Here is a 23,310-nt window from a genome sequence, read left to right as displayed (position 1 = left end):
AAAACATAGATAAAGCAACCCTATCGAACGAAGACTTCTGTTTGCTAAATCATCATATAAAATACAATACTTATTTTTCTTTTGAGTTTGGTCGTACCAGTTTTAAATCACCGTTGTGAATATTTAATAAAACAGGTTGTTACATTTAGCCTGAATTTTAAGCTCCCCATAGTGCTTTAAAAAATCTCACTTTTAAGACATTTTTCAGTAAAAAACATCCTAATCTCAATCAGGTTAAATAATATTTTTATCAGTACGGCCGAATTTCAGACCGTGGAGCATGGTAAAAACTACGTCATCCATTATATCGGAGGCTACTATGGCTCGATGTTCAACCCTTGCCGTAAGCAACGTTCATGAGAATATTGTATCTACACCTTTACTACCCCTAATACTACTTGTGCTGACGGTTTCTTTGACACCGCAGGCTGAAGCTAGTAAAGCCTCTCTGTTTCAAGATGTCCATGTAAACGAAGAAAACAGCCAAGACATCAAAATTAAGGGTACTAGTATCAAGACAGCACAACTACGTTCCACTGACGATAGGTCTATCAACATGGAGCTTACTGAAGGTCAAGAGGAACAAGGAGTTACTGGTTCGCAAGAGCCACAACTAAGCCAAGTTACAATATCCTCAAGGGATTCAAGACGCTCAAGGTTCACAAAGAGTTTTGGAACTTCAGAGGATTCAGTGTATTCAATAAGCACTAGGGCAGCAAGGTCTGATTGGTCAGCAGATACCTTAGATATCACTGAAGGGAGTACAAGGATTCCAAGGGGAGCAAGGCAATAAAGAAACACGAGTGTTGCTTTTAGAACTTGTTATAACCGCGTCAATAAGGTCTTATCGCGGACGTTAATAAGTATTAAATAATCGTGCTGTGTGGCGGTGTTTACATTTGTACGCTAACACTTCTAATTTGAACAAGCGCATCATCGAGTCAGCTAGCCCTTAGCTGACTCGTTTGTTTTTGGGTACGAGCTTCTGTATTTGTCTGCTATACAAGTAATTATTCAGATATGTGCGTAGTGCAAAGGAGGTGCAGAAATCACTAAGCCCTGTTAACCAATAGAGTTACCGGCCCGTTAAGATTTAAAGGTGACAGCGTAACTTGTAGAATTGCGGATGAGGAGTGATGCTGACAACAATATGCAAGATATTGCCGGTAAGGCAGGCACTTATATTCATCACCATCCTCATGGATTTAGTTAAACAATAATCTTAGTCGTTATTGGCTACTACTCAATATGCTATGGATAGGCTAGGTGCCAAACACCACTTAAACCATCACCAGTTTTGTCACCGGGCTTTTGATCCTTGACCCAATAATAAAGAGGTTTACCCTTATACGCCCATTGTTTACTTCCGTCATCACGACTGATGATACTGAAATCCCCGCTAGCTGCGGCTTCAGAGGAAGCTGAGAGCGGTGGCCAGTTCATTGCGCAGGGACCGTTACACATACTTTTCCCACTGTTGGTTGCATCTTTATCGAAAGTATAAAGTGCCATTCCATTATCACCGACCAGTCTACCATCTGTGGTTTGTACCGGGATTTCAGAAGCTAGCAGGCTGTTGGCTGTGGCTAATAGGGGCACCAAGACAAGTAACATTTTACGTTTCATATCGTTCTCCGAGGTAAAAGGTAAATTGAGTACGGCACTAAATGTACGAATGTTGAACCACAAATATTCCAGTTTGGTTGATGAACTATCGGCAAGTATATTTTCAACTCTTTGAGTTTAGTTCAGGTTCTGTCTCAGTTCAGCTCGTCATAACCCCTTACAGAATCCCGGCTTCTTATGTTCACTATTTCGTTTCGATGATGCTAGTCAGCTCGGAAAGTTCAAGTGCAACAAAGGATATAAATATTAATTGGTGTATAAGTCTAAATGTCGCTTCTTAGTTCGTTAGCGTTTACCAGTAATCTGCAAATCAATTCAGTCGTTTCTGCGGGTTGATTTATTTTTCGACAATACTCTATCACCGGACCACAGATTTCGTTTACTTCCAAACTACGGCCTCGTTCCATATCCACCTGCATGGAAGTTTTGATATCTCCAAAATTGCTGATCAAATCGAACATTTCTTCCACATCAACGTCTGATAGATTTACACCAGCAGCATTTGCGGCTCTAGCTGTCTCTTCCATCATCGTATGTACTGTTCGGCTTAAAATCGGATCTTTGGTTATCATCCCGGTTTTTTGGTCAGTCAATGCCGTCAGAGGATTAACACCATTATTCAAAACAAGTTTACGCCATAGCGCATAACGGACATCATCATAAAGACGAGTATGTATGCCTGCATCGGTGAAAACAGCTTCTAATGTGTTACAAAGCTCCGCCATGGTTGGATTGCTTTCCGCATTGGGCCAGGCTCCAAAGTCAATTTGTCCTGCTCCTTGTACTTTAATATGGCCCGGACTCACAATATGACCGCTGATATAAATGCCCAGACCACCAATTGTCCGCTCCCGGCCAACGTGTTGCTCAATGAACTCCTCATTTGTTACTCCATTCTGAATGGACAGAACAGGGACATTTCCTTGCGCTAGCCAAGACTTCATTTCGTCAAGTATTGATTCGGTTGCTCCGCTCTTTGCGCCAAGGATGAGTAAATCAAAACTATTACAATCATATTCCCGGCATAAACCAACAACGTCGGTAGCTTCAACTGGGGCATTAAACTGAAAATCAGGGTGATCAAGCTTCAGACCATCTTTTTGTAATGAATTTAAGTGCTCACCCCTGGCGACTAATACGCATTCATGACCCGCATCAATAAGTCGAGCTGCAAAATAACAACCGATGCCTCCTGCACCTAACATTGCAAATTTCATTGTATTTCCTTATTTTTCTTGATGTTTCTACTCTCGTAACTTCAGCTTATTTGTTAAACGCGATTTCATGGAGAGCGTTTGCCAACAAAGGCTTAGATTCTGTCTACTATGTCTAATCCTAAATTGAAACGGTGACATTTAAAACTAAAACTACCATGTCCGAAACTGACTAAACGGCTAGGGGGACTTGTTGTCATTACTAAACCACTTTGTTGGTCAGTAATTACCGAGCTTAAATGATGGCAGAAACTGTCATAAGTGTTAGCCTCTAAAAAAGCCCACCTAAGTGGGCTCATTGTGTATCTTTACAAAAGAAACTACTGGAGTAACAAATCCTCAATAAACTGGCAAGTGAGCTCCAAATTACCCTGCTCAACGACATTGGCAAGCCCTCTTCGCGGCTCGTCAGCAGTACCTGGTCCATGACCATCACCCGAAGGGTCAGCTGAATGGCTGCCTTGCTCAAAGTCTGTGTCTTTGATGGCCTCCATGGTCAATGTCCCCCAGTTACACTCTATGGTCATAGCTTGGATGGGCGGGGCCGAATATGCAGCCGATGCAAATAGTGTTGCGAGTCCTGCAAAAATCACAGGTATACACACTTTAGATATATTCATAATCTCCTCCGTTATTTTTACCTGTATTGACGGTGAGTGAACTAAAAATTACCGTCGCTTTATAATGTAGTCCACATCTCTACAGCGCTCCTGAATAGTGATTTATTGGGTAAAATTTAAAAAAGAGAAAAGTTAGCTTGTCGAACATGTAGGGCTACATTGGCTGTGTTTCTTTTGCCGATTTGTCAGATGCTGATACTAATACGGGGTGTTACTTTCCTATCTTGGTTCTTGGTTCTTGGTTTGGTTCAGAAATACGCCAATTAATTTGACCAAACAGGTTTAATGTTGTAAGAGAACAGCAATCATCGTTACTTGTTCTTCTTCAATATCAATTCGATACCAATCCAACGTATACAAAGTGGAAAATCTCTCAGTGTTCACCACAATTAAAGCAGTCAATAAATTGGGTGACATCATGGAAAGACGACACTTTTTAGCTTTGTGGATGCTGCTGTTTGCCCCTTCGTTAAAAGCGGCTAATCCGAAAAAACCAACGCCTGCACAAACGGAAGGGCCGTTTTATCCGGTCGTGGATATACCACTTCGTGACAATTTAATTTTGCACAACGAGGGGCTGGTAGGTGAGCCAATTATGCTGCTCGGTAAGGTTGTCGACACGGAAGGGAACCCTGTTTCTGGTGTCAAAGTGGAGATCTGGCAGTGTGATGGGCAGGGGATCTATGATCATCCGAATCAACCAAGCAATGACAGATTTGACCCTAATTTTGCTGGCTTTGGTGCCGCTGTTACGGGAAATGACGGGCGCTATCTATTCCGGACTTTGTATCCAGTGCCGTATAGCTCTCGTCCTCCCCATATCCATGTCAAATTGTGGCGTGGTGAGCGAGAACTGTTAACCACACAGCTCTACTTAAAAGGCCAGACAGGTAATGAGTGGTGGGGTGGAAAATCACGCGATTATCTACAATTTGATCCAATAAACGTTGACGGGCGATTAACCGGCGAATTTACCTTCGTAATTACCTAGGCGTTGAGGCTTTTCTTGGTATCGACTTATTTAAGTAATACTTTTCCAGCTCAACTAAAAAGAGCACAGAAGATGCGACCACGATAATCCGTAGCCATACATCAAATGCCAGTCCTGTTGTTCCAAATAATACCTGCATGAAAGGCAGATAAGTGAAGCAGACTTGAAAGACAAAGAGTACCGCGATAGCAATTAACACATAGAGGTTGCCAATTAATCCTTGACGGCAAAAAACAGATTCGAGGATAAATCGGGTATTAAACAAATAAAATATTTCAAACATCACCAATGTGTTTACCGCTATGGTACGGGCTTTGGCGATATTTTCTTGCTGCCCCATCTCCCAAACAAACATACCTAAAGTGCCAAACATTAATATGAGAGACACAAAGATCACGCGCCAAATTAGGTGAGTAGTCAAAAGAGGCGTATTCGGATTACGCGGCTTGCGTTGCATTAGGTTAGGTTCTTTAGGCTCGAATGCTAAAGCTAACGCGAGTGTAACAGCGGTGATCATATTGACCCAAAGGATTTGAATAGGCGTGAGGGGCAGGTCTTTAAATCCCCAGACTACGGCTGCCAGAATGACCAGAGCTTCACCGCCGTTAGTCGGGAGAATAAACAGAATCGCTTTTTTCAGGTTATCGTAGACGGCTCGGCCTTCTTCAACCGCAGCGGTAATAGACGCAAAATTATCGTCGGTGAGGACCATTTCTGCAGCTTCTTTGGCAGAGTCGGTGCCAGTAATTCCCATCGCAGTACCAATATCTGAACGTTTGAGTGCGGGCGCATCATTGACGCCATCTCCGGTCATCGCAACTATTTGTTGATGCTTTTGGAGTGTGTTTACCAGACGCATTTTATGTTCGGGGCTAACACGGGCATAGACATCCACTTCTTTAGCGACAGCAAATAGCTCCACATCCGTCAGTGCATCAATTTGTTGGCCAGTAAGCGTTTCGTGAGGATTGATCAGGCCAATCTGTCCGGCAATGGCTTGTGCTGTCAATGCATGGTCGCCAGTCATCATTTTTACGCGTATGCCGGCGTTCTTACATACATCTATCGCATCGATAGCTTCTTGTCTTGGTGGATCGATCAGGCCAAACAGTCCCAGCATAATGAGGTTGTCACTGACGTCATCAAAGCTGAGTTCGAGTTGAGTATAATTGGTTGGTCGATAAGCAATGGCTAAAACCCGCATCCCTTGTTTAGCCATCGCTGCTATTTGGTCGTGCCAGTAAGTTCGATCAATTTCAGTGACTGTGTTATCGGCATTTTTATCGACATGTTGTCGGTTGCAGATGTCGAGAACCTGTTCTGGTGCGCCTTTGATGAATATGAATGCTTCGCCCTCATGATTGTGATGTAGTGTTGCCATAAAGCGGTGTTCGGACTCAAATGGGATAAGGTCGGTTCGGGGAAAGCTTTTTGTTTCCGTTTCAGCATCAATGCCTGTTTTCATACCGGCGATAAGCAGAGCTCCTTCCATCGGGTCACCCTGTATCTGCCATTTTTCATTACGCAAACTGATGGTAGCATCATTGCACAACACGGCCGCCCGAATTGCCTGGATAAGGAATGGATGCTGCTCTGGATAAATGGATTTTTGATCAACGGTCACCTCACCATGAGGATCGAACCCCGTACCACCGATCTCAAACTGAGTATGAGAGGTAATGATTTTTTGCACTGTCATTTCATTTCGGGTTAGGGTGCCGGTCTTATCGGTACAAATAACCGTGACGGCCCCCAGAGTTTCAACTGCAGGTAGACGGCGAATGATGGCATTTCGCTTTGCCATTCTCTCCACGCCAATGGCTAGCGTGATGGTCATAATTGCGGGTAATCCTTCCGGAATGGCAGCGACGGCTAAGCTGACCGCAGCAAGAAACATCTCGGTAATGGGGTAGCCTTGGATCAATAAGCCGTAAGCAAAGGTCGTGAATGCGACGATTAATATGCCAGTGGTTAGCCATCTACTGAACTGCGCAATCTGTTTAAGTAGTGGAGTGGTGGCGGGTTTTACACGAGAAACCAGAGAGCTGATTTTTCCTAGTTCGGTGTGTACTCCCGTTGCGACGACAACACCTGATCCCTGTCCATGAGTAATCATGGTTCCCGAATAGGCCATACAATAACGGTCAGCTAATTCGCTGTCGGAACCGACAGGGAGAGTGTTTTTTTCTATTGTCATTGACTCTCCAGTTAATACCGCTTCAGCGACTTGCAAGCCTTTGCTACGAAACAATCGAAGGTCAGCAGGGACGCGGTCACCTGATTGAAGGATAACGACATCACCAATTACCAATTCTTCTGCATCGATATTAATTTGATGACCTTCGCGTAAAACCAAGGCACTAGGGGCAAGCATGGCTTGAATCGCATTCAGTGCGTTTTCTGCTTTGCCTTCCTGAAGAAAGCCAATGATGGCATTAATTATCACCACGCCCCCGATAACAGCTGCATCCACCCAGTGGCCAAGAACAGCAGTGACGACCATAACGATTAGCAACACATGAATCAGCACATTGTTAAACTGACTAAGCAAGCGTTGAAATACTGAACGTCCATGATTGGTCGGGAGTTTATTTGCACCAAACTGAGAGAGACGTAGCGCCGCTTCTTGAGGAGTCAGTCCGTCTGGTAGGCTGGAAAGCTTAGAAAACGTATCTTCGACGGATTTGTTGTGCCAAAGGTCACTTGTCTCTTCCATGTGTAAGCCTCCTGATGGTGGCACGCGGGAATATGCTCATCGATTGATAATTATAGCCCCAAATAACCTCTTGAAGCGTGATGCGCTTCTTTACTTTTCTGATACTTGTAAGCGGGACAACGTTCTGAATCCTTCTGCTCAAAATGAGTGAGTCCTACAATGTAGAATAATTAATTGCCACTGGAGAATAATGTATCTATGACCACTTCTCGCGCTAAGAGCCTAACGAGTAACTGAGGACTGCTATAATTTATGTAGGTTTACGTAGCAAGGTTAAGGTTATGAGCTCTCAGCGAAAAAACTCACCAAAAGCACCTGATCTTCTTTCATCGGGTGGCTTAAAAGCAGAACCTTCGCCTCCACTGCTTAATCATATTGCTATTCGACCTAAACCCACTAAAACGGTGTGCCCATTTTGTGGTGTTGGCTGTGGGATGCTGCTTTCTTGTGATGAACATGGTCAGGTTTGTGGGATCAGCCCCTTGAAAGAGCATCCAATTAGTCAAGGTCAGCTCTGTGAAAAAGGGTGGAACAGCCTCTACGCCATTTCGCCAGAAAATCGAATTACTCAACCTTTGAAGCGCTGTAAAGATCAATTCATACCAATAAGTTGGGATGAAGCACTTGAAGAAATCAGCTCAACACTTTTAGAGATTATTGAAGAGTTTGGCTCTGACGCGACAGGGGTGATAAGCAGCGCCCGAGCAACCAACGAAGACAATTATGCCGCACAGAAATTCGCTCGCGCAGTTTTAGGTACCAACAATATCGACCATTGTGCTCGAATTTGTCATAGCCCGACGGTGGCAGGTTTGAAGCAAGTGCTTGGTTCTGGTGCGATGACCAACAGTGCCAAGGACCTGTTTGAAGCGGACGTTATTGTGGTTGTTGGGGCTGATCCGACAGAAAATCACAGTGTCCTTGGTGGGCAGGTGATACGTGCCAAACTGGCAGGTGCGAAGTTAATTGTTATCGACCCCAGAGTAACCCGTTTAGCTAAGTTAGCTGATTTACATTTGCAACTGACTCCGGGATCCAACATAGCGCTGATCAATGCCATGATTCATGTGATTTTGAGTAATCACTGGCATGATGAGGATTTCATTTCAAATCGATGCGAGGGCTTTGATGAACTCTCAGAGCACGTAGAGCGTATTACACCGGAGTCGGTAGAACGTATTACTGGTGTCGAAGCAAACCTTATTCGACGGGCAGCTCAATATTATAGTCAAGCCGACCGAGCTATGATTCTGTATGGGATGGGCATTACCCAATTTGTTAGCGGTACCTCCAATGTTATTGCGCTGGCTGATTTGGCGTTGGTTTGCGGACACATTGGGAAACCGGGAACGGGTATTAACCCATTGCGTGGACAAAACAATGTTCAAGGTGCCTGTGATATGGGTTGTCTGCCTAACGTCTACCCCGGATACCAATCTGTGGACGATAGCGATATCCAGCTGCGATTCGCTGACTACTGGGGCTGTGATATTGCATCGACACCGGGTTTAACGTCATTAGGTATGACCAAAACCGCAATGGAAGGGCACTTTCGAGCACAAATCCTGTTTGGTGAGGATCCGGTGGTTACGGATCCTGATCAAAACCATGTTCGACTCGCTTACAGATCACTGGATTTGCTGGTGGTCGCTGAACTGACGATGACAGAGACCGCTAAGCTGGCTGACTATATTCTTCCGGCGGCTTCCTTTGCGGAGAAGTCGGGCACCTTTACTAATTGTGAACGCCGGGTGCAGTTAATCAATCCTGCGATGTCTCCACTCGGTGAATCGATGGCCGATTGGCAGTGGTTGCAAGCACTCGCCAAAAAAATGGGCAGTGAGGCCCTGAATTGGCAAAGCAGTGAAGAAGTGTTCGATGAAATGGCTGCCATTACGCCAGAGTACCAAGGGATGACTTACTCGAAGTTGGATAAGCATCATGGTTTGCAGTGGCCTTGTAACGATTCTGCTCCTGAAGGAACACCAGTTCTCCACGAGAAGGAGTTTCCGATCGGGCGTGCTCGTTTAACGCCAGTGCGGTACATTCCGATAGATGAGTCTCCGGATTCTGACTTTCCATTACTGTTAACCACCAATCGACTGCATTTCCATTATGGGTGTGGTTCGATGACACGCAAATCACCCTTATTGGAGCGGGAAAACCCACCGGGCATTCTGTTTATTAACCCTAAAGATGCTGACCTATTGGGAATTTCTTTATATAGCCCGGTCAGCGTTCGATCAAGACGCGGCTACATCGAAACGCGGGCAATCATCACAGATGATGTGCCAGTTGGCGTGGTTAGTATGCCTTATCACTTTAAAGAGGCTCCATCTAACCAGCTCACTAATACTGCGCAAGATCCGGTTACCAAAATGCCCGAATTAAAAGCCTGCGCAGTGGAGGTTGAACTGCTGCCAGCAGGGCATAAACCGCTCGCTGCTTGGGAAAGACCGGGAGAGTTAAAATGACTAAGACGTACTTATTAGACTCTTTGGATGCTCTCAGATTGCATTTATTGCAAAGCCGGGCGCTTTATCAGGTTGTAGCCAATAGCGAACAGGGAGCGGGTGATTACTATTGGCAGCGTGTGCTTGCACATGATTTGCCGCCCTTTGTGAATCAAAAGCCTACCCATTCGGCAAAGGAATTCTTCTTTACTGAACACGAGCCTCTGTATGTATTCGATGGTAAGATGTTTAAAGAGACGTTACCAAACGTTGAGCCGTTTGTTTTGTTCGGCGTTCAAAGTTGTGATTTGGTGGCGATTCACTATCAGGATCAGTTCTTTGAACAAGATCCGTACTACCAGACTCGACGAAAACAAGCCTTACTCATCGGAATGGATTGCACGATGCCTTGTGAGAACGGCTTCTGTCCGACGGTAAATGCTGGCCCGAGTGTTCGCGACGAGACGGCAGATTTAACGCTTCACCCTCTCGATGAAGATCATTGGTTATTAGTGGTCCTGACAAAGCTTGGAGAAGAGTCGCTTCAAGGGTTAGATCTTAAGGTGGCCTCGACTCACCATCGGAGTAAACGTTGGGAGAACATCGCGCATTGTGAGCAGGCTTTTCCTGATGATCGTTATCTCATCGAAGGGATCGAAAAAGTCAGTGAGGGTAGAGTGCCAGAGGAGTTTTGGCAACAAGTCGGGATTCAGTGTTTAGGATGTTCCGGATGCACAACGCTTTGTCCGACATGCTCTTGCTATGGTACCCGCTCAATCACAGAGAGCAATATCGCAAAGAGCAGTATCACTGAGAACAAGGGCTCTGAAGATGCCAATGTTTCCCGAGACGATACTGTTTCTCAAGTAAGGTTTTGGGATTCCTGCTTATACGAGGGATTTCAACGCGAAGCCAGTTTTCATAATCCTTCTAAGGAAGCCGGAAAAAGGGTCGAGCGTTTTTGGTATCACAAGTTCAGTATTGATTTTGTACCTGAATTTGGACGTTATGGTTGTGTGGGTTGCGGTCGTTGTGAACAGACGTGTCCCGGAGTTATTGGCGTACATTCATTAATGAAAAGGATTGTCGATGATGTTTAGTTTAACTCCAGACAGCATTGAGATTATCGATTATTACGATGATGGGGAAGATACCCGTCATTACAATTTTCGCTTACTAGAGCAAAACCCGAAATGGACAAAAGCCACGAGTGGTCAGTTTTTCATGCTTTGTGTGCCCGGAGTGGGCGAAGCGCCATTTACCTTTACGAAGTTACCTGACGAGTTTGGTAACTTTCGGGCCTTAGTTCGTAAAGTGGGCGCAGTTACTGAGTCTCTGTTTACTAAATATCGAGGCGAAATCATTGGCGCCCGAGGTCCATTTGGCCACGGTTGGCAAACCGACGATTTGGTAGACAAAAAGATTCTTGTTATCGGTGGAGGATGCGGCCTTGCCCCTCTGGTGAGCGTTGTTGAACAACTTATCGACCAGCAAAATTTTACTCAGCTAGAGGTCGTGTATGCAGCACGCAGTAAGCAAACCTTGTTGCTAACACCAGAACGAGAACACTGGAAACACTGTGTTCCTATATTCAATGTGGTTGAAGATCTCTCCGGACTGGACGAAGAAGAGTACTATGTTGGCACGGCGATAGGCATCTTACCGAAAGTCTTACAATCGTTTGGAGAACAGCCGGACTGTGTATTGGTTGCCGGACCAGAAGCCATGATGAGTGTGGTAAGTGAATATTTGGTTTCCTATGGCATTGACGCAAAAGACATCTATCTTTCTGTCGAAAGAAGAATGCATTGCGCGGTGGGATTATGCGGACATTGCTATCTGAAAAACCACTATGTTTGCACTCATGGCCCAACATTACGTTGGGCCGAAGTAAGTGAATTTCTGACTGTTTAGTGCTGTTTAGGTTTGCGTTAAATATTATTCCGTTAAAGCTTATTGCTTTGCGAAATTTCTTGTTCTGCTTTGGCGACAACGGTGCAACCTTTAGCAAAGGAGTCAGGGTTGAGTGATATCGAATCGATGCCGCAAGTGACAAGAAATTCGGCAAACTCAGGATGATCCGAAGGTGCCTGACCACAGATACCGACTTTGCATCCTTTGCTGTGTGCGACACGGATTACTTGCTCAATCAGGGTTTTAACTGCATCATCCCGAGCATCGAACATTGGTTTGAGTTCAGCAGAATCACGGTCAATCCCTAGCACCAATTGAGTTAAGTCGTTACTGCCGATCGAGAAACCGTCAAACCTCTCAGCGAATCGGTCGGCAAGGATAACATTCGACGGAATTTCGCACATCACATAGACTTGCAACCCATTTTCGCCACGTTTGAGTCCTGCTTCTGCCATCACTTCCAGCACTTTGTCTGCTTCGCTGACGGTACGGCAGAATGGAATCATGACGATGATGTTATCAAAGCCAATCTCTTCTCTGGCTTTTAATATCGCTTTGCATTCTAGTTGAAACGCTTCTTTATAACGAGGGTGGTAATAGCGAGACGCACCACGTAAACCCAACATCGGGTTCTCTTCATGCAATTCAAAGAAGTCTCCGCCAAGTAAGCCGCGATATTCATTCGATTTGAAATCAGACATACGCACAATGACTGGTTTAGGATATTGGCTTGCAGCGATTTTACTGACGCCAAGTGCAAGGTTATCCACGAAATAATCCGCCAGTGTGGCAAATCCTTGGCAACGGGTACGGATTTCGTTTTCTACCTCTGGGTCGGTGATTTGTTCTGGGTGTAACAGGGCCATCGGGTGAAGCCCAATATGGCTGGAAATGATAAATTCGATACGGGTTAAACCAATCCCGGCCGTAGGCAGTTGCCACCAGTGGAAAATACCGTCAGGCATCGCTGCGTTGATCATGATTTTCGTTTTGGTTGAAGGCAGAGCTTTGAGATCAATCTCTTGAGTGGTGTAGTTGACCTCGCCTTCATACACCTGACCAACAGCACCCTGAGCGCAGCTGAGTGTCACGACTTGTCCTGATTGGAGTTTGTGTGTGGCGTGTTCAGTACCGACAATCGCGGGCACTTTAAGCTCACGACTGACAATTGCCGCATGGCTTGTTGGCCCACCGGAGTCAGTAATGATCCCTGCCGCTTTGCGCATTAACGGTACCCAGTCAGGGTCTGTGCGTTCAGTGACCAGAATCGCGCCTTCAGGGAATGAGTCTATGTCATCGGGTGACAACACGGTATAGGTTTGGCCGATTGCAACTGCACCACCAACACTGGCACCTTCGAGTAGCACGGGGGCATTGGTTTTTTCCAGTTTGTAGTTGACCAACAGAGCCGCATCGCGGTGTGATTCCACCGTTTCTGGCCTTGCCTGAACCATGAACAATTGCTGAGTTTGGGTGTCTTTTGCCCATTCCATATCCATAGGGCAGCCATAATGGCGCTCGATGATCACTGCCCAGTTACTCAGTTGCAGTATTTCATCGTCGCTCAATACAAGTTGACTGCGCTCTTCGTTACTGGTTGGCAAGGTTATGGTCGGCTGTTCTACTTTTCCTGGCTCATTAAACAGCATTTTTTCCAGTTTATTGCCGAGCTGCTTTTCAATGATCGGGCGTTTGTCAGGCTGTTCAAGCAGTGGTTTATAAACCATAAATCGATCGGGAGTGACCGAGCCTTTAACGATGGTTTCACCCAGTCCCCAGCTGCCGTTAATCATAACCACGTCCGGAAAACCATTTTCGGTGTCCAGACTGAACATTACCCCCGCACATTGCGATTCGATCATCTGTTGCACACCGACAGATAAAGCGACTTGTTGATGTTCGAATCCTTGCTCTTGACGGTAAACAATGGCGCGGTCGGTATAAAGAGAAGCGAAACATTGCTTACAGGCTTCAAGCACCTGTTGGTCACCACGGATATTCAGATAGCTCTCTTGCTGGCCAGCAAAACTGGCTTCTGGCAGATCTTCGGCGGTGGCGGAACTTCGAACTGCGACTGAAGCTAAAGGCAACCCAATTTGTTCGCATAGCGCGTGGTACGCATCCAAAATGGCGTTCTCTTGTTCTGGGGTAAAGCTTGCGTGACTGATGAGTGCGCGTATATTTCGTCCGGCTTCAGCAAGGCTTATCTCTTCGCGATCCATTCGGTTGAGAAATCCCGTAATAGGGTCGTTAAGCTCATTTTGCTGTAAGAAATCTCGGAAAAACTGCGCACTGGTGGCAAAGCCATCTGGCACACGAATACCACTTTCACTAAGCTGGCTGAGCATTTCACCTAAACTGGCATTTTTGCCTCCGACGAGGCTGACATCTGTAGCATGAAGTTGTTGATAGCGATATATCAACGGTTGCGCATTTTGTGTAGACATAGTCAGCGTCCTTTATTCTGTTGTAAGGTTCTGTCTGCCGTCATAGACGCGAAATTGCAGCGCTTATTGACATCGTTCCTGCAGATAGTTTTTCAGTTGGTTATAACTGCGGACCTTGGTGTAGTCTCCTTCCGGGATACTGACGCCGGTGGTCTTTTTCAGAGACGAAAGTAGGTTAAGAAAGTCCATCGAATCGAGATCGCACTCTTCGCGCAAATCTTCATCCAGATCGATTTCGTCCATTTCAATCTCAGGCGCGATATGTTTTATCGCTTCGGCAATCGTGGTTGGTATATTGATATTGTTCATAAAGCCTCCGGATGTTGAAGTTGCTTCGCCAGAGCTTGCAGAAAACGCGATCCAGTGACGCCGTCACTTACGCGATGATCTGCGGCTAGTGTGACTGTCATGATCTCGCCGATTTCTATTTGGTTGTCTTTTACTACCGGGGCTTGACGCTGGCGGCCGAGTCCTATGATCGCTACCTGAGGCGGGTAAATGACACCGGTAATACTGTCGGCTCCCCGTTCCCCGATACTGGTTACCGTTATGGTGGTCTGGCTAATCTCGGAGCTGCGAAGTCGTCCGCGTCGGCTGCGCTGCGCTAAATCACGTAATGCATCCATCGTTTGATCGACGGTTAGCTGGTCAGCGTTAAGAATGCCCGGAATAACCAAACCGCCTTCACGCAGACTGATTGTATTGCCGATGTTCACTTCTGTAGAAGGGGTGAAGTGTCCATCTTGATAAAAGCCGTTGAGATCGGGGAATTTGACGAGCTGACGAGCAATGGCGTTAAGAATAACTGCAGGAAGTAGCAACCGATTTTCTGGCTCGCGCTGTTGATTTTGTGCGGCCAGCCATATTTGTACCTTAGTCAGGTCTATGTCTAATGAGAGATAATAGTGCGGAATCTCTTTTTTCGAGCGACTCATAGCATCACTGATGGCTTGCCGCATTGGTGACATCTGTTGTATTTCAGATGCGCTTTTAACCACAGGTGGTGGAGTAGGAGAATAGGCGTCTTTAGGCAAATCACGCAAGAGAATGGCGCCGTATGGACCACTGCCAGCCAGTGTTGAAAGTTCAATTCCAGATAGATGTGCGGTTTTTCGCGCGACGGGTGATGCGTACTGACGTTGCTGATTGTCAGCAGCATTGGCGGTTACGTCGATGTGCTTTAATAGTTCTGAATTGGTTACAATGTCACGTTTTGGGGGGGGTTCACGTCTCGAACCGGGTTCAAAGTTAGCTGCTCTATCTCTTTTAGGAGCTATGTTTGGAGGTAAGTAGGGAGGTAACTCTTCATCGGTTGCACCAGTTAAAGGTTCAGATGAGTCTTGTGATATTGCGGAAGACTTAATGTCTGCAACACGGGAAACGGGTGTGTTGCTTTCCATTCGAGCTATAACGCTGCCGACAGGCAGTTTGATGTCCGGCTCTATCAGAAGCTCTGTAATGGTACCCGAATGATAAGACTCCATGTCTATCGCACCTTTGCTGGTTTCAATCACCGCAATGATGTCGCCTTTCTCTACTCGATCTCCTGGCTTTACTAGCCATTCCATCAGCGTACCATCCCGCATGTCGGCACCTAGCGCAGGCATGGCGATATCAATTAAGGAGTCATCGTGCTTATTATTTCCCATGAGCTGATTCTCCTTATTTTTCCTGCCAATCAGGCGCCATTAGTGCCGCTTTTGCGGCTCGGACAATTTTGTCCACTTGAGGAATGGCGGCTTGCTCTAAATGGTGGGGATAAGGTATCGGCACTTCTTGCGTACAAACTCTGCCGACAGGAGCATCCAGTTGCCAAAACGCGTTTTCCATGATGATCGAACTGACCTCTCCAGCCAGACTTCCGGTGTACCAACCCTCATCAATGATAACGGCACGGTGAGTCTTCGAAACACTGGTAATGATGGTGTTGGCATCCAGCGGTCTGAGTGATCGCAGGTCAATTACTTCGGCGTCAATGCCCTCTGTTTCCAGCTGATACGCGGCTTGTAAAGTTTTTCCAAGGCTGCCTCCATAGGTGATCAGGGTAATGTCTTTACCGTCACGACGAACCAATGCTTTGTCCATTTGCGCATCAGGTACTTCGGTGATTTGGCCTTCTTCATTGAGCAGCATGACATGTTCAAAAATGATGACCGGGTCGGGATCTTTGATCGCCTGACTGAGCATATAGCAGGCATCATTGTGGGTTGCTGGGCTCAATACTTTTAGTCCAGGGACGTGAGCGTAGAAGTTCTCCCAGCTGTGTGAGTGTTGTGCTGCGAGTTGTTTACCTGCGCCGCAAGCCATACGAATAACGATTGGAACATTGAACTGCCCCCCAGACATATGGAGAAGAGTCGCGGCGGTATTAATGATTTGATCCATCGCGAGTAAGCTAAAGTTCACGGTCATGACTTCAATAATAGGGCGCATACCACCAAGTGCAGCTCCCACACCTACGCCGACAAAACCTGACTCGCAAAGCGGTGTATCAATGATTCTATCCGGGCCAAATTGTTCAAGCAACCCTTTACTAACTGCATAGCAACCGCCGTAACGTCCGACATCTTCTCCCATAAGAAAAGACCTTGGATCATTATTCAGTACGTCGATGATCCCTGCCCGGAGTGCTTCTCGATAAGTCACTTTGTCGGGGGCTTGACTACAGGGATAATGTTCCGGTTGTGACTGGTTTCCGGGGCTATGTACAAAGCGGGTGAGTTGTTCGACTGGCTCCAATTCGCCATTTTCTGAAAAAGTAATCGCTTCGCTTATTTCATCGGCAATTTTAGCTTCGATGTCCGAGAGTTCTTGATCCTGAAAATGGCTGTTTTTTTGCAGCCAATGGATAAGCTGTTTAACGGGGCCTTTCTCTTCCCAAAGTGCGACCTCACTTTTATCTCGGTATAGTTGAGTATCGAAACTTGAGTGACCACGGAAGCGGTAGGTCTGACACTCTATAAAATAAGGCTTTTTCTGTTCGCGGACAAAATCAACGGCTTCAAGGGCTGCGGCTTCCACATCAACCACATTCATGCCATCGACTTGAGTGGATTCAATACCGTAACTTCGCGCTTTTTGTGAAATATTGGTGTTGGATTCGGATAGCGCGAGCGCCGTTCCCATCGCGTAACGATTGTTTTCACAGATGAACAGGACCGGAAGCTCCCACAGTGCCGCGAGATTAAGGCTTTCGTGAAATTCACCTTCGGCAACAGCGCCTTCGCCAAAAAAGCATACCGCAATGGCATCGCGCTGCATTTTCTTATTCGCAAGCGCAAGGCCAGTAGCAAGTGGCAGGCCTCCGCCAACAATGGCATTGCCGCCGTAGAAGTTCAGGTTCTTGTCAAACAGATGCATCGAACCACCACGGCCATGACTGCAGCCATTAGTACGTCCGTACATTTCCGCCAATACGCTTCCCATGCTCATGCCGCGGGCAAGTGCGTGACCGTGTTCGCGATAGGTCGCCACAACTTGGTCATCTTTATTGAGTGCAGACATTACGCCAACGGCTATGGCTTCTTCACCAATATAGAGATGCAGGAAGCCACGAATTTTTTCTAACGCATAAAGCTCAGCGCATTTTTCCTCAAAACGACGAATACGCAGCATCTGTTCTAACTGCCTGAGCAAATGTTCGCGATTGATATGGAGTCTTTTGTTCATTGTTCATCACTCTCCAATGTCGAAATGTCCCCTTCAGGTAAGCCTAGTTCACGTGCTTTAAGCAAGCGGCGCATTATCTTACCACTGCGTGTTTTTGGCAGGTTGCTACGAAAAACGATTTCTTTCGGCGCTACCGCAGCACCGAGACGCTTGCGAGCTAAACCAAGCAAAGATTGCAGAAGTTCTTCATCTGCTTTGACATCCGGCTTAAGTGCAACAAAGGCCTTAACGATTTGTCCTGCAACGGGGTCAGGTACGCCAATAACACCAGCTTCTGCCACCGCAGGGTGTTCCATTAACGCACTTTCAACCTCAAATGGGCCAATCAAGTGGCCGGACGATTTAATAAGGTCATCCTTACGACCGACGAACCAGAAATAGCCCTCTTCATCTTTCATCGCCAAATCGCCACTGAGATACCATTCACCTTTAAAGCAGGACTGGTATTTTTCTTCTTGATTCAGGTAACCGCGAAACATGGAAGGCCAACCGGATTTGAGTGCAAGCTCTCCGACTTGCATGGGTTCGGTCTCCTCACGTAAAGTGCCATCATCGTTTTGATTGACAATGCCAGCTTCAATACCGGGAAGGGGTTTACCCATCGAACCTGGTTTGACGGGCATTGAAGGAACATTCGCAATCACGATGCCGCCAGTTTCGGTTTGCCACCAGTTGTCATGAAATGGCATGCCAAAGACTTTTTCACCCCATTCAACCGCCTCAGGATTAAGTGGTTCGCCAACACTGGCCATAAAGCGTAAATGTGACAAATCGAATTGCTTAGGCAGGGTATCACCGATTTTCATTAGCATACGTATCGCGGTAGGCGCGGTATACCAAACGGTGACCTGCTGATCCTGCAAGATCTGATACCAACGCTCGGCATCAAATTCGGCTTCATCAATAATCATGGTGACCCCAAGACAAAGCGGGGCGATGATGCCGTAGGTTGTCCCTGTTACCCAGCCCGGATCGGCAGTGCACCAATAGATGTCATCAGGCTTAAGATCCAACGCGTAAAAGGCAGAGTGGATATGATGTTGTACGGCCTGATGAACATGGATAACGCCTTTAGGTTTACCCGTTGTGCCGCTGGTAAAGTGCAGTAGCGCCATGTCTTCAGGTTGTGTCGGCTCACAGGAATGGGCTGGGTTAGTATCAGCCATTAGCTTGTGATAGTCATAGCATCCAGGCTCGTCATCCGGGCTGCCATCGATGAGTAATATAGCTTTAATATGCGGTAATTCCCGCCACCAACTTTTGAGTTTTTTACGATATAGACTCTGAGTGGTGACGACCACATTTGCCGAACCGATTTCCATTCGGGAGCGAATAGGCTCCGGACCGAAGGCAGAAAATAGTGGGGTAAAGACACAGCCCGCTTTGAGTGTTCCCATTGCGGCTACGTAAAGTTCCGGTCTGCGCCCTGCAAGGCTGTAAACGCGGCTACCTCGTGGTAAATCAAGTTTTGATAAGAGGTCTGCAAAACGGTTGGTTTGCTCGCTGAGTTCTCGATAGCTGAAATCAACGACGTCATTCTCTTTGCTGATCCAACGCAGAGCCAGTTTGTCTTGACTGGGTTGGTTAAGGTGTCGGTCTAATGCCTCGTACCCAATATTCAAGCCGCCAGAGCTCAATCCTTTAATGGAAGGAGGGGAGAGTGTTGCTTTGTGTGGTTCTAATTGCAGGTTGGCATTGTCCGCCAGCGTTTGGTGAAAAATTGTTTTAACCATAATTTGGCATCCCGCACTAAAGTGAACGATTTCCAGAATAGGAAATAGACCTGCTAAAAGTATGGTTTATCGGCGCGGCTTTTCCACCGAGTATTTAAGAATATACTAATATTTTAAAGCTTCCGATTTTCTTCTGCATAACATGTAAAGCCAAATCCGTTGTATCACTAATTATTGGTCTCAATAAATTAATGATGTAAAACAACCAATCACGTTTTAAATCCCGCCTATACTGTAACAATGCCACAATTAATTAACTTTTATGTCAATAAAATTTAACTAATGACGCTTTGAGGAATCAATTAAAATCAATAATTATTTGGAAATTATATTACTGATTTAATAGTTATTTTTATTGTACTGATAGTGGATCCCTAAATATTGCTTCCTAAACCTTTTAATAAAGGAACCGGATTATGAAAAAGTTCACAAGACAATTATTAGTTACTGCGAGTTTATTACCATCGTTTATGTTTAGTTCAAACGCTTTGGCTTGCAGCGGCGACGGCGAACAGCTTCTTGGAAGCATGTGTGTATTCGCAGGAAACTTTGCTCCTCGCGGCTATAGTTTGGCCCATGGTCAGCTTTTGTCGATATCACAATATACTGCGTTATTCTCTATTTTGGGAACGACGTATGGCGGAGATGGCCGCACAACGTTTGGTTTGCCTGACACTCGCGGACGTGCCGTCATAGGATGGGGAAATGGACCCGGTCTGAGTAATTATCAGATAGGCGCGCGTGGTGGTTCTGAGACGGTGACCCTTTCGGAGTTACAGTTGCCATCTCACTCTCATTTGGCATCTACGATAATATCTGGTGACATAGATATTGACGGAGTGATTAATCTTCACGCATTTAATGATAAGTCAAATACAAGAAGTCCAGCTGGCAGCTCGCTTGCCGAGTCGAAATACTCTACTGAAGCGCCGAATATTATGATGAGCCCTGATTCGGTTTCTTTTAGTTTAGTGGCGGCAAACAACCTTAATGCTTCGACAACAGTATCTAGTGCTGGTGGTAGTCAGTCTCATGAAAATCGTATGCCATATATTGCAATAAGCTGGGTGATTGCGCTTCAGGGTATTTATCCATCGAGAAATTAACTGAATGTATAACACTTTTAATTGGGGCCAGTTACGACTTGTTTTGATCATCTGTAGTCTGGGTTACCCATCTGAAAATTTTGCAGAAAATGAAAACAATTCGCTGGCGAAGGGGTATGAAGCTCTTGCGAGTGGGGACTATTCTCAGTCGTTTGAGATATTTACTCGATTAGCTAAACAAAGCTCTCCTGAGGCTAACTTTGCGTCAGCGTTATTCTATAAACACGGTTGGGGAAAGGTAGAGCAAGACATCGGTAAAGCATGTGACTTATTTTTGTATGCCGCTGAAAAAGGGATACCAGTCGCCCAGCAGGAGTACGGCTATTGCATCATGCAAATCAAGTCACCTGATTCAAATGAGCATCCGAGCGATTGGTTCAAGTTAGCGTACGAGGGTGGGGTCTATGAGGCTGCCTGTGATATTGGTCGTTTATACCTAGGCACTAACTGGCAAGAACGAAATTTGTCGCTTGCAATACAGTGGTGTCAGCAAGCCGCCGAGAGAAGTGCAGTCAAAGCTCAGGTCACACTTGGAGACATCTATATATCAAACTCAGAAGTATTCGATTTAGAGCAAGTGGAGTTTTGGTATACGCAGGCCATAAACAATGGCTCTGGGGAGGCTGCTTATAAGCTTGCAAGCCTTTACCTTAGAGTTGTCGGTGAGAAAAATGGAGATGAATACGCCAATAATAAAGCGCTATATTTAATGGAACTCGCCTCATCTCGTCATATTGAAAAAGCATATGGACCAACGGCGAAGATGTATTGGAAGAAGTTGCAAAATAGCTCTACTGATAGCTCTGAACTGTTGGCTAAAAGCTATGTGTGGGCAAAAGCGGCACATCAAGTGAATCCAACGGCCGATACAGCCCGTTTCCTAGGTGAAATTGAAAGGGAGTTACCGATAAAATGGAAGGAGGAATTAGATTTTCAAGTTAAAGAGTTTAATGAAAGTGGTCGGGATTAGTGTAGAAAGTGACAGAGAGTCGGCAAAAATATTCGCCGACTCACTAGAATGAAGACCATAAATCTGCTTATTAAGTTTCTTAACCTTACAAAGCGCAATCTACGACAAATCTCCGATGTGTTTTCTGAGCGCTGAGACCACCATATTGTGGTCTTCTTCTGACGGCAATCCAGACACAGTGATCACACCAACAAGTCCGCTTCCTTTGATGCGAATAGGAAATGCGCCACCATGAGCGCAGTATTCATTGGCATCGATATGAGGCTGACTTTCAAAGTCACGTTGCTTAGAAGCATTGTAATGACCAAGATAATGAGAGCTGTGACCAAAGCGCAGAACGGATTGACGCTTACGTCTGGCCCAGTCTTGATTGTCTTTACTGGTGCCTGCCATAGCGTAACTAAACAGAACTTGCTCAAACGCATAAACCTCAATCGTTACCGCTGCAGACCGTTCCTCTGCTGCCGATTTTAGTGAGCAGCCGAGTTCCCACGCTGTTCCATGATTAAATTGATTGAACTGTAATTCCGCTTCTTGTTCTAATAGCTCTGATAAAATGTCTTTGCTCATTTACTTGCTCTCACACATTCTTTACTGGCAATTTTTGACCTAAGCGACTGCTTTCCATCGCCAATTCGATAAGTTTGATGTTCCACAGGGCATCCTCAGCATTAACTGGTGGGGCGGTGTTATTGCGAATCGCTTCAGCCATTTTAATGAAATAATGTTGGTAACCACCTCTCTCTGTGGCAACGGTTTCGCTAGAATCCTCGCTATAAAAGCGTCCATAACTATCCGACGTTTCATCTGCCCAGCTCGGTTCGGTCGGCAGAACACCTTCAATTAAACGTGGTTCCTGAGGATCCAACCCGTATTTTTCGTAGGTGCCCTTTGTACCCTTGAGAGTAAAACGTTTATTAGGACCTGCACTAAATAGATCACCATGTACAATCGCTAAGTGATTCGGGTAATGCATTACAACGTCAAAATAGTCAACATTGGTTGAACCTTCACGCATCATCTTACATTCTGCGCTGATAGCGTCGGGTTGACCAAATAGTTCGAGTGCTTGATCGATTAAGTGAGAGCCCAAATCAAATAAAATGCCACCACCATCTGTCGCTTGTTCACGCCAGCGCTGACGTACTTCAGGGCGGAAACGGTCAAAGTGAGATTCAAAATGCTTCAGCTCACCGATACGTTTCTCTTCAATTAGCTTCTTCGCTGTTAAGAAATCGCCATCCCAACGACGATTATGATAAACACTTAATACGCGGTTTTTTTCTTTCGCCAGTGCGATAAGCGTTTCACCGTCCGCAACATTGGTGACGAACGGCTTTTCGATGATGACGTGCTTACCATTTTCAATCGCTTGCTTAGCCAATTCAAAGTGCACATCATTAGGCGCTGTGATGATGACCAGTTCAGCGTCAGATTCGATAAGCATATTACTCGCTGTTGCATAATGCTGCGCACTTGGCCAATCTTTTGCGACAGCCTCGCCATTGCTGGTGCTAATGGCAACCAGCTCAAATTCATCTAGTGCACTGACGAAAGGGATATGGAAAGTTTTAGCGGAAAACCCATAACCGATAACAGCGGTTTTTATTGGTGAAAAAGTCATAACGTCTAACTCTTAGTTAGTGGGCACAAAAGGATTCATGCCTTTGATTCGGAATCGTCTCGATCGAACGAATAGCGATTAGGCATCAGTGTTTCGTTTCAAAATCACTTATACACCGTGCATTAATGCTTACTTTTACGTATCAACGCGTAATTAAAAATCTAATATTGCACATTTACTTACGTATATTCAAGTGATAAAAGGCGTTCTTTACGTACAAATCGAAT

The 23,310-nt window shown here is 45.8% G+C and carries 17 protein-coding genes; 6 read left to right on the top strand and 11 right to left on the bottom strand.

The genetic code is table 11. The features are described 5' to 3' along the window. Positions 1-1,251: 1,251 nt before the first annotated feature. The 3 genes from WJM94_RS17335 to WJM94_RS17325 all read right to left on the bottom strand — a co-directional run bounded on the left by WJM94_RS17335 (position 1,252) and on the right by WJM94_RS17325 (position 3,460). Complete coding sequence (locus WJM94_RS17335) at positions 1,252-1,626, bottom strand: COG4315 family predicted lipoprotein (RefSeq protein ID WP_444495448.1); 375 nt, start codon at positions 1,624-1,626, stop codon at positions 1,252-1,254. A gap of 263 nt (positions 1,627-1,889) precedes the next feature. Then, complete coding sequence (locus WJM94_RS17330) at positions 1,890-2,843, bottom strand: ketopantoate reductase family protein (RefSeq protein ID WP_444495447.1); 954 nt, start codon at positions 2,841-2,843, stop codon at positions 1,890-1,892. Between the two features lie 317 nt (positions 2,844-3,160). Further along, entirely contained in the window at positions 3,161-3,460 is a 300-nt protein-coding gene (locus WJM94_RS17325) for a hypothetical protein (protein ID WP_444495446.1), read from the bottom strand. Between the two features lie 418 nt (positions 3,461-3,878). Here WJM94_RS17325 and WJM94_RS17320 point away from each other — a divergent pair, with 418 nt between their 5' ends. Continuing rightward, positions 3,879-4,451 carry a dioxygenase family protein gene (locus tag WJM94_RS17320; protein ID WP_444495547.1) on the top strand — a complete coding sequence of 191 codons (573 nt, stop codon included), beginning with the start codon at positions 3,879-3,881 and terminating at the stop codon, positions 4,449-4,451. Here WJM94_RS17320 and WJM94_RS17315 read toward each other — a convergent pair. After that, positions 4,444-7,167 carry a cation-transporting P-type ATPase gene (locus WJM94_RS17315; protein ID WP_444495445.1) on the bottom strand — a complete coding sequence of 908 codons (2,724 nt, stop codon included), beginning with the start codon at positions 7,165-7,167 and terminating at the stop codon, positions 4,444-4,446. The genes WJM94_RS17320 and WJM94_RS17315 overlap by 8 nt on opposite strands. Positions 7,168-7,448: 281 nt before the next feature. Between WJM94_RS17315 and fdhF the strand changes: the two genes are divergently transcribed. From fdhF to WJM94_RS17300, 3 genes are read left to right on the top strand one after another with little or no spacing between them, the layout of a single operon-like run. Then, complete coding sequence (gene fdhF / locus WJM94_RS17310; RefSeq protein WP_444495444.1) at positions 7,449-9,641, top strand: formate dehydrogenase subunit alpha; 2,193 nt, start codon at positions 7,449-7,451, stop codon at positions 9,639-9,641. Continuing rightward, positions 9,638-10,720 carry a 4Fe-4S dicluster domain-containing protein gene (locus tag WJM94_RS17305; RefSeq protein ID WP_444495443.1) on the top strand — a complete coding sequence of 361 codons (1,083 nt, stop codon included), beginning with the start codon at positions 9,638-9,640 and terminating at the stop codon, positions 10,718-10,720. Before fdhF ends, WJM94_RS17305 begins: the two co-directional genes overlap by 4 nt. Continuing rightward, complete coding sequence (locus tag WJM94_RS17300; RefSeq protein ID WP_444495442.1) at positions 10,710-11,534, top strand: iron-sulfur cluster-binding protein; 825 nt, start codon at positions 10,710-10,712, stop codon at positions 11,532-11,534. The genes WJM94_RS17305 and WJM94_RS17300 overlap by 11 nt, the downstream gene beginning before the upstream one ends. A 32-nt stretch (positions 11,535-11,566) precedes the next feature. On the opposite strand, the gene ppsA is transcribed toward WJM94_RS17300, so the two are convergent. The 5 genes from ppsA to acsA form a co-directional block, all read right to left on the bottom strand. After that, positions 11,567-13,981, bottom strand: a complete 2,415-nt coding sequence (gene ppsA / locus WJM94_RS17295) for a phosphoenolpyruvate synthase (RefSeq protein ID WP_444495441.1) — start codon at positions 13,979-13,981, stop codon at positions 11,567-11,569. Positions 13,982-14,044: 63 nt separating this feature from the next. Beyond that, positions 14,045-14,290: an acyl carrier protein gene (locus WJM94_RS17290; RefSeq protein ID WP_444495440.1), complete on the bottom strand. Its 246-nt coding sequence runs from the start codon at positions 14,288-14,290 to the stop codon at positions 14,045-14,047. Next, complete coding sequence (locus WJM94_RS17285; RefSeq protein WP_444495439.1) at positions 14,287-15,630, bottom strand: dihydrolipoamide acetyltransferase family protein; 1,344 nt, start codon at positions 15,628-15,630, stop codon at positions 14,287-14,289. The genes WJM94_RS17290 and WJM94_RS17285 overlap by 4 nt, the downstream gene beginning before the upstream one ends. Before the next feature lie 13 nt (positions 15,631-15,643). Continuing rightward, a complete protein-coding gene (pdhA, locus tag WJM94_RS17280; RefSeq protein WP_444495438.1) occupies positions 15,644-17,650 on the bottom strand; it encodes a pyruvate dehydrogenase (acetyl-transferring) E1 component subunit alpha in 2,007 nt (668 codons plus the stop codon). Further along, positions 17,647-19,383 carry an acetate--CoA ligase gene (gene acsA, locus WJM94_RS17275; RefSeq protein WP_444495437.1) on the bottom strand — a complete coding sequence of 579 codons (1,737 nt, stop codon included), beginning with the start codon at positions 19,381-19,383 and terminating at the stop codon, positions 17,647-17,649. The genes pdhA and acsA overlap by 4 nt, the downstream gene beginning before the upstream one ends. 416 nt (positions 19,384-19,799) lie before the next feature. Between acsA and WJM94_RS17270 the strand changes: the two genes are divergently transcribed. Continuing rightward, positions 19,800-20,489, top strand: coding sequence for a phage tail protein (locus WJM94_RS17270; RefSeq protein ID WP_444495436.1), 690 nt, complete (start codon positions 19,800-19,802; stop codon positions 20,487-20,489). 4 nt (positions 20,490-20,493) lie between these two features. Further along, positions 20,494-21,459, top strand: a complete 966-nt coding sequence (locus tag WJM94_RS17265) for a tetratricopeptide repeat protein (protein WP_444495435.1) — start codon at positions 20,494-20,496, stop codon at positions 21,457-21,459. Positions 21,460-21,558: 99 nt separating this feature from the next. Here the strand turns inward: WJM94_RS17265 and WJM94_RS17260 are convergent, their stop codons facing one another. After that, complete coding sequence (locus WJM94_RS17260; RefSeq protein WP_444495434.1) at positions 21,559-22,029, bottom strand: heme-degrading domain-containing protein; 471 nt, start codon at positions 22,027-22,029, stop codon at positions 21,559-21,561. A gap of 10 nt (positions 22,030-22,039) precedes the next feature. Next, a complete protein-coding gene (locus WJM94_RS17255) occupies positions 22,040-23,083 on the bottom strand; it encodes an oxidoreductase (protein WP_444495433.1) in 1,044 nt (347 codons plus the stop codon). Between the last annotated feature and the right edge of the window lie 227 nt (positions 23,084-23,310).

It is taken from the genome of Vibrio sp. YIC-376, assembly GCF_052353105.1.
In the GTDB taxonomy this organism is placed as follows: Bacteria; Pseudomonadota; Gammaproteobacteria; order Enterobacterales; family Vibrionaceae; genus Vibrio.
Note: the sequence above shows the minus strand (reverse complement) of the source record. Positions and strands in the feature narration are given on the sequence as shown.